We start from the raw sequence: 11,711 nt of genomic DNA on the forward strand, positions 1-11,711 counted from the left end.
TTTTCTGCGAGATCGGGGTCTTTCATCCCTGCCATTCATTACATGGCGTAAGTCCATCCTTTAAGCGATTGTAGCATGCAGTTCGTGATCGGCCAGCTTCACGGGTTTGTTGTTCTCATCCACGAATACCACTGTTGGCTTATGCGACTCCAATTCTTCTGAGGACAGCATCGCATACGAAATGATAATTACTGTATCTCCCGGCTGAACCAGACGAGCAGCTGCACCATTCAGACAGATCACACCACTGCCGCGAGGCCCAGGAATAACATAAGTTTCTAACCGGGAACCATTATTGTTATCGACGATCTGTACTTTTTCATTCTCAAGAATATCTGCCGCTTCCATTAAGTTCTCATCAATGGTAATACTTCCTACATAATTCAAATTCGCTTCTGTCACCGTCGCGCGGTGAATTTTGGACTTCATCATATGTCTAAACAAGAGCGGCAACCTCCTTTGGAATAAATACATTATTGTCAATTAAGCGCGTTCTGCCAAACTTCACGGCAAGCGCTATAATCATTTCCCCATCTACATCCTTTAATACAACTTCGTTCCGCAAGCCTTCCAGATTAGGAAAGGTCAGGATTTCCGCATAATCAATAACCGCCAAAGGTGAGCTAGAAATAACGGATGTCAACAAATCCCGAACTTCAGCTATAGTTCTTACCTTTCCTTCTTCGATGGCCTCACGCGCTTCACGCAGGGAACGAGATAACACCAGAGCCTGGCTACGTTCCTCCGGAGATAGGAATACGTTACGTGAGCTAAGTGCAAGTCCATCTCCTTCACGAACGATAGGGCAAGGAACAATTTCAACATTCATATTTAGATCAGACACCATTCGGCGGAGCACTGCTACTTGCTGAGCATCCTTTAGTCCGAAGAAGGCATAATCAGGCTGCACAATATTGAATAGTTTATTAACGACTGTCGTTACCCCATTAAAATGTCCTGGACGTGATGCCCCACAGAGTCGAGTGGTAAGCTCAGATACCGAGACTGTAGTCCGGGTAGGCTGCGGATACATTTCTTCCACACTGGGGATAAATACAATATCGACACCTTCGCGTTCCGCAAGCTCCAAATCACGCTCTTCATCGCGCGGATAGGAATCATAATCCTCATTCGGTCCGAACTGCAGCGGGTTCACAAATATGCTCATAACGACCGTGTTGCTCATTTCGCCTGCCCGCCGAAGCAGACTGGCATGTCCTTCATGCAGGTATCCCATCGTTGGAACAAACCCAATTGGAGTGTGCCCACCTTGTCTCATATATTCCAAAGCTTCGCGCAGTTGCTTAATGCTTCTGACGACTCTCATCTTATTCCCCATCCTTTCCGGCACCGCCGTATAAAGATTCCAGAACGGTTTCATCTGCTTTAAAAACATGACCTTCATCTGGGTACGAGCGATCCTTCACTTCTTTCACATATTGACTGATACCCTCACGAATCAGACTACCCACATCCGCGTAAGTTTTGACAAAACGTTTCTCACGGTAGGGTGAGGCATAACGCAACAAATCATGGAAAACCAGTACCTGTCCATCACAATAACGACCTGCACCAATCCCAATGGTCGGTATGCTCAGTGCCTCAGAAATCGCTTGTGCTACTTCTTCAGTCACTAGTTCCAGTACCACTGCAAAAGCACCGGCGGCTTCAAGCGCTTTAGCCTCATCCATCAGACGTTTTGCATCTTTGGCATCCTTACCTTGAATACGGTAGCCACCAATCATATTGACCGATTGTGGTGTAAGCCCAATATGTCCGAGCACAGGAACGCCTGCAGCTACAACCGCAGTGACTGTCTCACAAATTTCGAGACCACCTTCCATTTTGACGGCATGAGCCCGCCCTTCCTGCATTAGTCTGCGCACACCACGCAGAGTTTCATCTATACTTCCGTGATAGGTCATAAATGGCATATCTGCCACAATAAACGTATTCTGTGCACCCCGGGTTACTGAACGAGTGTGATAAACCATATCGTCAATTGTAACAGGTAAAGTTGTATCATATCCAAGTACCACGTTTCCTAAGGAGTCACCCACCAGGATAAGGTCGATACCGGCTTCTTCAGCAAGTAATGCCGACGGGTAATCATAAGCGGTCAACATACTTAACCGCACCCCATCTGCTTTCATTTTTTTCATTTTCACAATATTAAGTGCTTGTTTGTTTGCCATTTCTCTCTTCGTCCTCCTTTTTGAAATTACATCCCCGTAAAAATCGCAACAAAAAAACCCTTTAGCAATAATTTGCTAAAAAGGTCCGAAGGGCAAAAAAGAGTCACTCGCGATCGTCCCTTCTGTCTCGGTCCTTACGGCTCAGAGCAGAATCCAACGTAACCGTCTAACGCAGTTATGAAGGTGATTCCAATAATAAAACCATTATAAGTTCATCAAATCAAGAGTACAGTTCGCAAAACGATACCGCCTCTGCCCCATAGTATAACAAAAAGGACACGGAAATACACGAAAAAAATATGACAGGGGATGACACCCTGCCATATTGAAAAGACTCACAAGGGATTATAAAAGCTCGATTTCACCTGAGCACACGCTAGAAATCTCTCCAGAACTATTTTTAAGTAGTAGTCCACCTAATTCATCCAGACCTACTACAACTCCTTCAGAGCGTCCCTGAGGGCTATTCAGAGCGATTTGGCGCCCCAAAGTAACTGACATCGACTCCCACAGCTCTTTGATAGGTTTAAACCCTTGATTCATGTATAGAATGTAATGCCTCTCCAGCTCATCCATTACAGCTCTTACCAGCTCGGAACGGTCAACAGGGACACCGCCCCGCAGAATTCGCAGGGAGGTCGCTACTTCTTTCAGATGATCAGGATAATCGTCTTCAGTCATGTTCGCAGAAATTCCAATCCCGGCGATGCAATAATGAAGCTCTCCTTCTCTTAGAGAAGACTCAAGCAAAATCCCGCATATCTTACGATCGCCCGCAAGCAGATCATTCGGCCATTTAATCCCGGCATCTACTCCGGTTACCTGGCGAATGGCCTTACAAACAGCAACTCCAGCAAGCAGTGTTAACTGAGGGGTCTGTAACAGGGGTAAATTCGGCCGCAGTACTATACTCATCCAAATCCCTTTGCCACGCGGTGAGTACCATTTCCTACCTATTCTGCCTCTACCTCCGGTTTGTTCTTCAGCGATTACGGTTGTTCCCTCTGGCGCACCGCTTTCTGCCAATCGTTTGGCTTCCTCCTGAGTAGATGCGACAGACTCCAGGAGCTGAACGCTGTCTATCCAATTCGAATCAGAAGCTTCCTGCTTCAATTCGGTTAGAGACAATGCCTTATCATAGCTCATGTCCATCCATCCTTTTTGCTTCAAGCAACAATTCTCGTTTATTGTTTAACAGATCACCCGCAGCAGTCGCTTGCAGCAGAGCACTAAGCATATTACCCAGCCAAGGCCCCGGACGTTTCTCAAGCGCCTCCGCCAACTCATTCCCTGTAACAGCAAGCTCTGAGAGGCTCTGCAGCGGCATTTGTGCGACCCACTCTCTTGCAGCTTGTAAATAGATCAGGCCATTTACAAGATCTGGCGCCGCTGGAGTAGTGACAGCGCGCGAGTCTTTCGAGCCCGCTGGCAAGCTGCTCGCAGCGGGAAGGGCTGCTGCTGGCAAGATCGCCAGCAGCGAGAGCCAACCTTCGGCGGCTTCTACGCCGAAGGTCAGCACGGCGGCGATCCAGCGCCGCCGCAGTAGATCCGTGCCGCCAACTTCCCCCGGCGGCACTGCCTCAAGGGCAGCGGTCCAAGCTTCGCGGACCCGCAGCACCCGGACGACGCTTACGCGCGTCGTCCCAGAGAACGTCCATGCCCGCAGCAGCTCGTCGGCCTCCTGGGCCGACTGCTTCAGGGCATGGAGGAGAAGCGCCCACCGCAGGTGGGCGCTCTCCAGTTCCCCTATCCCGGCCGTTAAGGCGGCAGCTGCCGCCATATCGGTTCCGGTCCAGGGGAACGGGGCTTTGCCGCGCGCTAGCAGCTCGCAGCGCGCTAGCATAGCAAGGCCGCGCCGAGGATGCGGCCCCTCTATGATGCGGTCCAGCTCCGCGCGGACACGCTCCACAGCAATATGCGCCAGCTTATCTCGCTGGCGCAGTAGCCCCCTCCACGTATTCTTAGCGATGGAGAAATCTAACACCGATGCGAAACGAATGCAGCGAAGCATGCGAAGCGCATCCTCATCGAACCGTTCCTCTGCATCACCCACACAGCGGATCACATGGAGAGCTAGATCCTTCTCGCCTCCGAAAGGATCAATCAAATCTCCACCCAGCCCACAGCATATCGCGTTAATCGTAAAATCACGACGACGAAGATCTTCCTTCACATCGCTAACAAATTCAACATGGTCCGGACGACGGTGATCGACATAGCCGCTTTCAGTTCGGTATGTCGTCACCTCAAATCCATGCCCATCCTGAAGCACGGTGACCGTCCCATGCGCTAGCCCTGTTGGAATACTGCGTGCGAAGATGGCAATTACTTCCTCCGGCACTGCTGAAGTTGTAATATCCATATCATGCACTGGCCTACCCAATAGCTCATCGCGAATGCAGCCTCCGACCCAAAATGCCTCATGGCCGTTTTGAGTTAGCTCAGAAACTACATTTTCCGCCGCAACAGCCATAGCAGATGGCGCCATTTTCCATTTCATTACGAACTCCTTACCCCCTGACTGTATCCAGTCTAGGGACCTTGCGCCCGAGCACACGGTAATATATATCCTCATACTGACTTGTAATCGAATCCTTACAGAAGTCTTTGCAGGCCGTTTCCAGACAAGCCTGTCTGAACTGCTCCATCATACGATCATCCGAAAGGAGTTTGATTGCATATTTCGCCATATTATCTGTATCCCCAATTGGAGCAATGAATCCTGTCTTGCCGTGTTCTATGAGCTCTGGAATGCCTCCGGTTTGAGAACCTATAGTCGGAACGCCACATGCCATTGCTTCCAGGGCCACCAGTCCAAAGCTTTCCTTCTCAGAAGGTAACAGAAGAAGATCAGCCAACGATATAACTTGAGCAATCTCATCCTGTCTTCCTAAGAAGCGGACTTTATCATCCAGACCCATTTCACTGATCTTAGCTTGAATCTTAGGAAGATCTGGCCCTTCGCCAACAAGCAGCAGACGTGAAGGGATTTCACGATTCACTTTAGCAAAGATATCCACAACATCACTTACCCTTTTAACTGGGCGGAAGTTACTGATGTGCATCAGGATCTTCTCCTCAGGGGAAGCAAAATCATCCCGTAAATTCGTAACATCCCGTGGGTAATAGACACGATGGTCAACAAAATTATAAGTGAGGTCGATCTCGCGCGTGATATCCAGCACTTCTCGAGTTTCTCTAATGAGATCCTTCGATACAGCTGTTACTGCATCACTTTCATTAATCCCAAGACGGATTAGATCCTTTAGAGATTCATCTTGTCCAAGTACCGTGATATCCGTACCATGCAAGGTCGTCACAACTTTTATATCATTACCAAGCATCTGCTTAGCAAGGAAAGCACAAACAGCATGCGGAACGGCGTAATGAACATGGAATAAATCCAAATTCTGCATTTTGGCAACCTGAGCCATTTTCGTAGCGAGCGCTAAATCATAAGGAGGATATTTGAATACATAATAATCATTAACCTCTACCTCATGGTAAAATATATTTTTCTGGAATTTCCCTAACCGAAACGGGATGCTGTGTGTAATAAAATGAACTTCATGTCCCTTTTCGGCCAAGAGTTTTCCTAATTCAGTGGCTACTACGCCTGAGCCGCCAAGAGACGGATAACAAGTGATGCCTATTTTCAAACGGTCCATATTCCGTCCCCTTCTATACCTTATATAGTTTGATCCCCTGCAGTAAACAAATCTACTGCATAAGGCACTTTTGTTGCAAACCCTTCCGCATACGGAATGAGTCTCCGCTGTCCAAGCAACATGTCTCTGGAACGGACACGTTCAATGTAACCTTCTGTCAGCGGTGTGGATACAGTATCGGCACCCAGCGGCTTAGTGAACTGGGAGCGATAGCAGGACAACGCCTGTTCTTTCAGCCCATATTGTTTAGTAACATCTACAATAAGATCCGTACGTCCTAGATCATTTATAAAATAAAAAAACAGCTGTGGAGCCGGAACTGCCGGCTTGTCCGACATGTATTTACGTAGTTTGGCATTAAACACAGCTTCTTCTACCAGCTTACTGCACGCAATATGATCCGGATGACGATCTTCCCAATAAGGAGCAAAAACAATCGCAGGAGCAAACCGGCGAATTTCTGCTGTCACAGCGGCCACATGCTCTTCTGTTATAAACAGCCCTCTGTCAGATAAGCCCAAATTCGTCCGCACAGACACGCCAAGTAGATCAGCAGCTTGCTGTGCCTCTTCCTTACGTAGCTCTACAGTACCGTTCGAGGACATTTCCGCAGCTGTTAAATCGCACAGACCTACTTTTAGTCCTGCAGCGGTATGCTTCGCAATCGTACCTGCCATTCCGATCTCCGCATCATCCGCATGAGCCCCAAATACAAGAATGTCCAGCTTCATTCATCAACACCTGGTTTGTATTTATGGACGAGTTCTCGCCAAGCAAAGTCACCACGATCAATCGCCTTCACAAGCACCTCAGCTGTTGCGATATTCGTTGCTACAGGGATACCATATACGTCACATAGACGAAGTAAAGCTGTAATATCTGGTTCATGTGGTTGTGCCATTAATGGGTCGCGCAAGAAAATAATAAGATCCAATTCATCTTGGGCTACCATTGCCCCAATTTGCTGATCTCCACCCAATGGTCCTGACATATAGCGGTGAATCTTCAAGCTAGTCACATCCATGATCCGTTGGCCAGTAGTCCCCGTAGAAAATAGTTCATGACCTACAAATACATGCTCATAGGCTAATACAAAATTTACGATTTCATCTTTTTTACGATCATGCGCAATAAATGCGATCTTTAACATGGTGTTCTCCCCTGTCTATTCTATAAAGTGCTCAAATCCATAGATCAAGCCAGTGTATCCCATTACCTTTTGAATCCCCATCTTAACGCCTGGCATATAGCCTGCTCGCTCATAAGAATCATGCCGGATTTTTAAGGATTGTCCGAACCCACCAAAAATCACTTCTTCTTGGGCAAACACACCAGGAAGACGGACACTATGTATCCGGAATCCATTATAGTAACCCCCACGCGCACCCTCAATCGTTTCTTCTTCTTTAGGGTTTCCTTGACGAAGCTCTTCCCGTACTTCTGAAATCATCTCTGCTGTTTTGACTGCAGTTCCGGATGGAGCATCCAGTTTTTGGTCACCATGATACTCGATAATCTCCAGATGTGGAAAGTATTTTGAAGCTTGAGCCGCAAATCTCATCAACAGAATAGCCCCTATGGAGAAGTTCGGAGCAATAAGTCCACCTATCCCCTGGTCTTGACACTGCTTGTCCAGTTCCACAATTTGCTCCGGTGTGAATCCGGTTGTACCGATAACCGGACGCACTCCATATTTAATGGCTAACACTGTATTCGTATACGCTGATTGCGGTGTAGTGAAATCGACCACAACATCTCCGTTGCTTCCTGCGAGGGCAGCCTCAAAATCTGAAGTTACAATAATTCCTGAGTCTTCCAGACCTACTAGACGGCCTGCATCTATATCCATCGATGAACGATCTACCGCAGCCGCTAGCTCCAACTCTTCGTCTTGCAGCACAAGTTTAACAACCTCTTTACCCATTCTCCCGCCTGCGCCGGATACGATAACTCTGATCTTGTTGCTCATATCTTTTCATCCTCGCTTTCACTAGTTATATAGTTATTGCATATACGATTGTATGGATTTCTGAAGGTCTACCATCAATTCTCGCAAGCCAGAATCATCCGGATGTAAAGAAATCACTTCTTTTAAGGCGGCCATAGCCTGCATATGTTCATTCACCCGACTATGTGCGATGGCAAGCCATACATAAGCATCCCCGTATAATGGATCCAGGGCGATGGCCTCTTTAAGTAGCGTAATCGGATGGTACGGGTTACGAGTTTTGTTTTCTTCATCTTCTATCAACCGCTTAGCTTCCTGTACATGCATCATAGCTTGAAGATGCTGTAGATGTAGACTATACTCAGGTTTGCTGCCATCTAACTTCATAGCCGCCTGAGCATGAACTAAAGCTTTATCTAGCATACCACTGCGGGCATATGTTATGGAACAACGATATCTGACTTCAGCATCAGCAGGACTTGCTGCAATCGCAGCCTCAAAGCAAACAATAGCTTCCGCAAAGTCACTACGCAATATTGAGCGGTAGGCTTCTCTTACATAATCCCTTTGATCCATATCCTCACCATCCTCACGGCTAAATCCCGTTCGTTTGGTACAGCATATGTTATAGAGGCCTAATCGGTGTCTTTTGGTGTCCAGCGCCCAGCATCTCGGGTATTAAACTTATGCATGACCTTATTATGTGCTTCAGTCAGATCAATCCCAAGAGAATTTGCAAAACAAACGGTAATAAACAAAATATCTCCCAGTTCAAGCTCTATAGAATTCTCTGCTTCATCTGATTTCTTCGGCTTCTCACCGAATTCATGATTGACTTCCCGCGCCAACTCTCCGACTTCCTCGGACATGCGGGCTAACATAGACAGCGGACTGAAGTATCCTTCTTTAAATTGCGATATATAAGCGTCTACTTCACGCTGAATGTCACCAAGACTTTTGTCCATAAAATGTATCTTAGCCCCCTCTGTATATCTTGCCTTCTGTTTGCCCCTATGTTATCGTAAAGACGTTTTGAAGACAAATCTTTTTTGAATATTTTAACACCTGCAAGAAAAGGTATACTTATTATAGGAAAAGAAAAACTGCCTTAACAAGGCCTAACGAGGGATTCCATGAATTCAAACAAGGTAATTTCAATCAGCAAAACAGTTGCCCCTATCATGCTCGGAACCGCAGTATATGCATTCGGACTACTGTATTTCATCATTCCCAGTCAACTCATGGAAGGCGGCGTAACGGGAATCACATTGCTGCTTAATTATGCCTTTGACATTCCAATCTTTTTAACAACACTGCTAATCAATCTCCCATTGTTTCTGCTCGGTTGGAAAGTCCTAGGCGGCCGCCAAATCGTATACACAGGTGTAGGAATCGGATCTTTGTCCCTTTTCTTGTGGATCTTCGAAAGACTGATCTCTGCTGGATGGATTGTTCCTTTCAGTACCGAACATGACTTTATTCTTGCTGCGCTATACGCAGGGGTAACACTAGGAACCGGGCTTGGGATTGTGTTCCGTTTTGGTGGCACTACAGGTGGTGTGGACATTGTGGCAAGAATTTTGGGACGGAATTTCGGCTGGAGCATGGGGCAGATTATTCTGGCCATCGACATTTTCATTATCGGCTCTTCCATCTTCTATATCCCCAAAGAAAAAATTCTATACACACTCGTTGCAGTGTTCATTGCATCGCGTGTCATCGATTTTATCCAGGAGGGCGCTTATGCCGCCAAAGCTTTTACAATCATTAGTGATGAGGCACCCCAAATTGCTGATTTAATCACTGCTGAACTAGAACGAGGGGTAACACTCATTCCTGCAATCGGTGCGTATTCTAAGCAAGCCAAACATATGGTGTATTGTGTAGTTTCAAGGCAGGAAATTCGCCGTCTTAGTTTACTGGTTAAATCGATTGATCCGCATGCGTTTGTAATTATTAGCGATGTGCACGACGTACAAGGCGAGGGATTCAGAGAAACATAAAATATCCCCACAAAGTGTGGCCTTGCTTCGATGCGTACTCAGGTACTTTGCGGGGGCCCCAAATAAATAATTTCTAATTCGTTAAAAATAGGAGCGGGGGACTCTTCCCCGCTCCTTTTGGTTATATAAACATTCCACTAAATGGGTTTGAAGTTCTGATTCTCTCCACGGTACTTACGATAACCCGCATAAGCTAATACAGCGATAATAAAACCTGCGGCTAGTCCTCCCCAAATCCCAAATTCTTGTGAAGCCAAGGGTACTGACAAAGCCGGCTCATCCTTCTCTTTTCCGAACATTACCCGCACAGTATCCTGACCATAAGACACAATTTCAAGCAACCGGGCCCGTTCGATTTTTTGTGAGGAAGAAGAAATGCCTGCGGCATAAGAGAGCCAGGAATCAAAAGCATTTACAACTTCAGGTTGCCGAGAGACGATCACCGCTGGCCGTATATTTTCGTACCTGCCCTGTAGCCTCTCTACAGCCGTTTTCCATCCCGCCAGATCATTTGTAGCACCACTTTGCTCCATCGCATTTAAATCCTCGCGGATTAGCTTATAATACTGAAGCCAAATGGGTTGTCCGGGTTGATTTAGACTATTGGCAGCTAACCGTAATTTGGCCGCTGTAGCCTCCAATTGCTGCTGAGATACTTTTGCGCTTGCCACAGCAGCCTTCAGGTCCATAATGACCCCTGATAAAGCGTTAATGCCCTCTACAGAGGTCATTCCTTCAAAAGAAGAGGACACTATGATCCTAGAGATATCTTCAGTCTCTTGTCGGACCTTCATCACATCCCCTTCCAAGACATACCCATACAATGCCTCAGCGGCTTGTTCTAGCAACTGTGCTCCGGTCTTTCCGCTCATCACTGTCAAGCCGTTGCCCGAACTAACGTCGGCGCTTTGCTTCGAAGCCTTGCCAGAGCCTTCACCAGCATTCCCTTGCGCTGCCGAAGCTTTTTCAACATTCATGCTGGTCAGTAACCAGCAAAATACTAGAATAACCAACACATAATATCTCCCTCGGAGCATGAAATACCCCCTCCTACTTAAGAAGAAACGACGTTGTCATCTTTTAAAGACGAGATTCGTTTCTCGTAAAATTATAAGGATTAAGCATAGTATAAAACTCATACTTCTTATAATTCTAAATGTATGGCAGGGGGACAAGGGTTAGAACTGCTTACTAGAACCTATTCTTAAATTGATAGATAGAGTCTACTGGTCTTTGTCTACTACTAAACAACCAAGCAACAATCACACTAAACACTGTAAGCGCCATCGTGAAATATTGCACCTGTGTGACATCATCATTCAGTACAGAAGGTAGCCACGGGTATATTCCGTAGGAATAGTCCAGCATATCGTTTGCAAGGGTCCAGAACAGCGCTAGCGGAATCATTTTGCGGAAAGAAAAGAATCGTGCATAGATCAAAGCTTCTACTGCCATCCCCAAATGAGAGATCACCAGCATCCAATCTTTCCAGACTAGAATATCTCCTTGATAACCTCCAGCAAAAATCATACTTACTGCCCAAATCCCATACTTCACAGACGTCACAACCGCTAACGCCTCAATAAGCTCCCTTACATTGTTTCCCGTATAGCCTTTTGGAGGAAAGAGCATTAGCAACAGCGCCAAGGTAAAGAACAAGCTCGCGGTTGGACTATCTGGAACAAACGGGAGCAACCAAAGCGGAAAGTTAGCCGCCGTGAACTCCAATTGATTGCCATACCATATGTAGCCATAAATGGTACCGAGAAGATTCACAATGAATAACAACCAAATGATTCCTCGGTGCTTAAACAGTTTATCAAGAACGGACATACAGATCATTAACCTCCCAAGTAGTGGCAACTTTACATTTAGACATACAAAAACCTGACCGCAG

14 protein-coding genes are annotated in these 11,711 nt (G+C 46.6%); 1 reads left to right on the plus strand and 13 read right to left on the minus strand.

Annotation, left to right across the window (positions count from 1 at the left end):
- Window positions 1–60: 60 nt before the first annotated feature.
- The 11 genes from panD to M2444_RS06760 form a co-directional block, all read right to left on the minus strand.
- Window positions 61–444, minus strand: coding sequence for an aspartate 1-decarboxylase (gene panD, locus M2444_RS06710; RefSeq protein WP_094872553.1), 384 nt, complete (start codon window positions 442–444; stop codon window positions 61–63).
- Complete coding sequence (gene panC / locus M2444_RS06715) at window positions 437–1,327, minus strand: pantoate--beta-alanine ligase (RefSeq protein WP_280786577.1); 891 nt, start codon at window positions 1,325–1,327, stop codon at window positions 437–439. The genes panD and panC overlap by 8 nt, the downstream gene beginning before the upstream one ends.
- A 1-nt stretch (window position 1,328) precedes the next feature.
- The gene (gene panB, locus M2444_RS06720; protein ID WP_094872550.1) at window positions 1,329–2,195 is read right to left on the minus strand and encodes a 3-methyl-2-oxobutanoate hydroxymethyltransferase; all 867 of its coding nucleotides are present in this window, start codon (window positions 2,193–2,195) and stop codon (window positions 1,329–1,331) included.
- 345 nt (window positions 2,196–2,540) lie between these two features.
- Window positions 2,541–3,341: a biotin--[acetyl-CoA-carboxylase] ligase gene (locus M2444_RS06725; protein WP_280786578.1), complete on the minus strand. Its 801-nt coding sequence runs from the start codon at window positions 3,339–3,341 to the stop codon at window positions 2,541–2,543.
- A complete protein-coding gene (locus tag M2444_RS06730) occupies window positions 3,331–4,695 on the minus strand; it encodes a CCA tRNA nucleotidyltransferase (protein ID WP_280786579.1) in 1,365 nt (454 codons plus the stop codon). The genes M2444_RS06725 and M2444_RS06730 overlap by 11 nt, the downstream gene beginning before the upstream one ends.
- Before the next feature lie 10 nt (window positions 4,696–4,705).
- Window positions 4,706–5,863 (minus strand): N-acetyl-alpha-D-glucosaminyl L-malate synthase BshA, encoded by a 1,158-nt coding sequence (gene bshA, locus M2444_RS06735; protein WP_094877091.1) that lies wholly within the window; start codon window positions 5,861–5,863, stop codon window positions 4,706–4,708.
- Window positions 5,864–5,883: 20 nt separating this feature from the next.
- A complete protein-coding gene (gene bshB1 / locus M2444_RS06740; protein WP_280786580.1) occupies window positions 5,884–6,594 on the minus strand; it encodes a bacillithiol biosynthesis deacetylase BshB1 in 711 nt (236 codons plus the stop codon).
- Window positions 6,591–7,013 (minus strand): methylglyoxal synthase, encoded by a 423-nt coding sequence (locus tag M2444_RS06745; RefSeq protein WP_042129517.1) that lies wholly within the window; start codon window positions 7,011–7,013, stop codon window positions 6,591–6,593. The genes bshB1 and M2444_RS06745 overlap by 4 nt, the downstream gene beginning before the upstream one ends.
- Before the next feature lie 15 nt (window positions 7,014–7,028).
- Window positions 7,029–7,832 (minus strand): 4-hydroxy-tetrahydrodipicolinate reductase, encoded by an 804-nt coding sequence (dapB, locus tag M2444_RS06750; protein ID WP_094874669.1) that lies wholly within the window; start codon window positions 7,830–7,832, stop codon window positions 7,029–7,031.
- 33 nt (window positions 7,833–7,865) lie between these two features.
- Complete coding sequence (locus tag M2444_RS06755; RefSeq protein WP_280786581.1) at window positions 7,866–8,387, minus strand: tetratricopeptide repeat protein; 522 nt, start codon at window positions 8,385–8,387, stop codon at window positions 7,866–7,868.
- 59 nt (window positions 8,388–8,446) lie between these two features.
- Entirely contained in the window at window positions 8,447–8,776 is a 330-nt protein-coding gene (locus tag M2444_RS06760) for a nucleotide pyrophosphohydrolase (RefSeq protein WP_036676271.1), read from the minus strand.
- Between the two features lie 168 nt (window positions 8,777–8,944).
- Between M2444_RS06760 and M2444_RS06765 the strand changes: the two genes are divergently transcribed.
- The gene (locus M2444_RS06765) at window positions 8,945–9,814 is read left to right on the plus strand and encodes a YitT family protein (protein ID WP_042190138.1); all 870 of its coding nucleotides are present in this window, start codon (window positions 8,945–8,947) and stop codon (window positions 9,812–9,814) included.
- Between the two features lie 137 nt (window positions 9,815–9,951).
- Here M2444_RS06765 and M2444_RS06770 read toward each other — a convergent pair whose 3' ends face one another.
- Both M2444_RS06770 and M2444_RS06775 read right to left on the minus strand, forming a co-directional pair.
- Entirely contained in the window at window positions 9,952–10,851 is a 900-nt protein-coding gene (locus tag M2444_RS06770) for a sporulation protein YpjB (RefSeq protein ID WP_280786582.1), read from the minus strand.
- Window positions 10,852–11,005: 154 nt separating this feature from the next.
- Entirely contained in the window at window positions 11,006–11,647 is a 642-nt protein-coding gene (locus M2444_RS06775; protein WP_256990515.1) for a DUF1405 domain-containing protein, read from the minus strand.
- Between the last annotated feature and the right edge of the window lie 64 nt (window positions 11,648–11,711).

It is taken from the genome of Paenibacillus sp. PastF-3 (assembly GCF_029893135.1).
Lineage (GTDB): Bacteria > Bacillota > Bacilli > Paenibacillales > Paenibacillaceae > Paenibacillus_AQ > Paenibacillus_AQ nitricinens.

Coding starts and splice junctions, on each gene's coding strand:
- M2444_RS06775 (WP_256990515.1), bottom strand. CDS start 11,647: ATGTCCGTTCTTGATAAACTGTTTAAGCACCGAGGAATCATTTGGTTG.
- M2444_RS06770 (WP_280786582.1), bottom strand. CDS start 10,851: ATGCTCCGAGGGAGATATTATGTGTTGGTTATTCTAGTATTTTGCTGG.
- panC (WP_280786577.1), bottom strand. CDS start 1,327: ATGAGAGTCGTCAGAAGCATTAAGCAACTGCGCGAAGCTTTGGAATAT.
- M2444_RS06760 (WP_036676271.1), bottom strand. CDS start 8,776: ATGGACAAAAGTCTTGGTGACATTCAGCGTGAAGTAGACGCTTATATA.
- bshA (WP_094877091.1), bottom strand. CDS start 5,863: ATGGACCGTTTGAAAATAGGCATCACTTGTTATCCGTCTCTTGGCGGC.
- M2444_RS06745 (WP_042129517.1), bottom strand. CDS start 7,013: ATGTTAAAGATCGCATTTATTGCGCATGATCGTAAAAAAGATGAAATC.
- dapB (WP_094874669.1), bottom strand. CDS start 7,832: ATGAGCAACAAGATCAGAGTTATCGTATCCGGCGCAGGCGGGAGAATG.
- M2444_RS06765 (WP_042190138.1), top strand. CDS start 8,945: ATGAATTCAAACAAGGTAATTTCAATCAGCAAAACAGTTGCCCCTATC.
- bshB1 (WP_280786580.1), bottom strand. CDS start 6,594: ATGAAGCTGGACATTCTTGTATTTGGGGCTCATGCGGATGATGCGGAG.
- M2444_RS06725 (WP_280786578.1), bottom strand. CDS start 3,341: ATGAGCTATGATAAGGCATTGTCTCTAACCGAATTGAAGCAGGAAGCT.
- M2444_RS06730 (WP_280786579.1), bottom strand. CDS start 4,695: ATGAAATGGAAAATGGCGCCATCTGCTATGGCTGTTGCGGCGGAAAAT.
- panB (WP_094872550.1), bottom strand. CDS start 2,195: ATGGCAAACAAACAAGCACTTAATATTGTGAAAATGAAAAAAATGAAA.
- M2444_RS06755 (WP_280786581.1), bottom strand. CDS start 8,387: ATGGATCAAAGGGATTATGTAAGAGAAGCCTACCGCTCAATATTGCGT.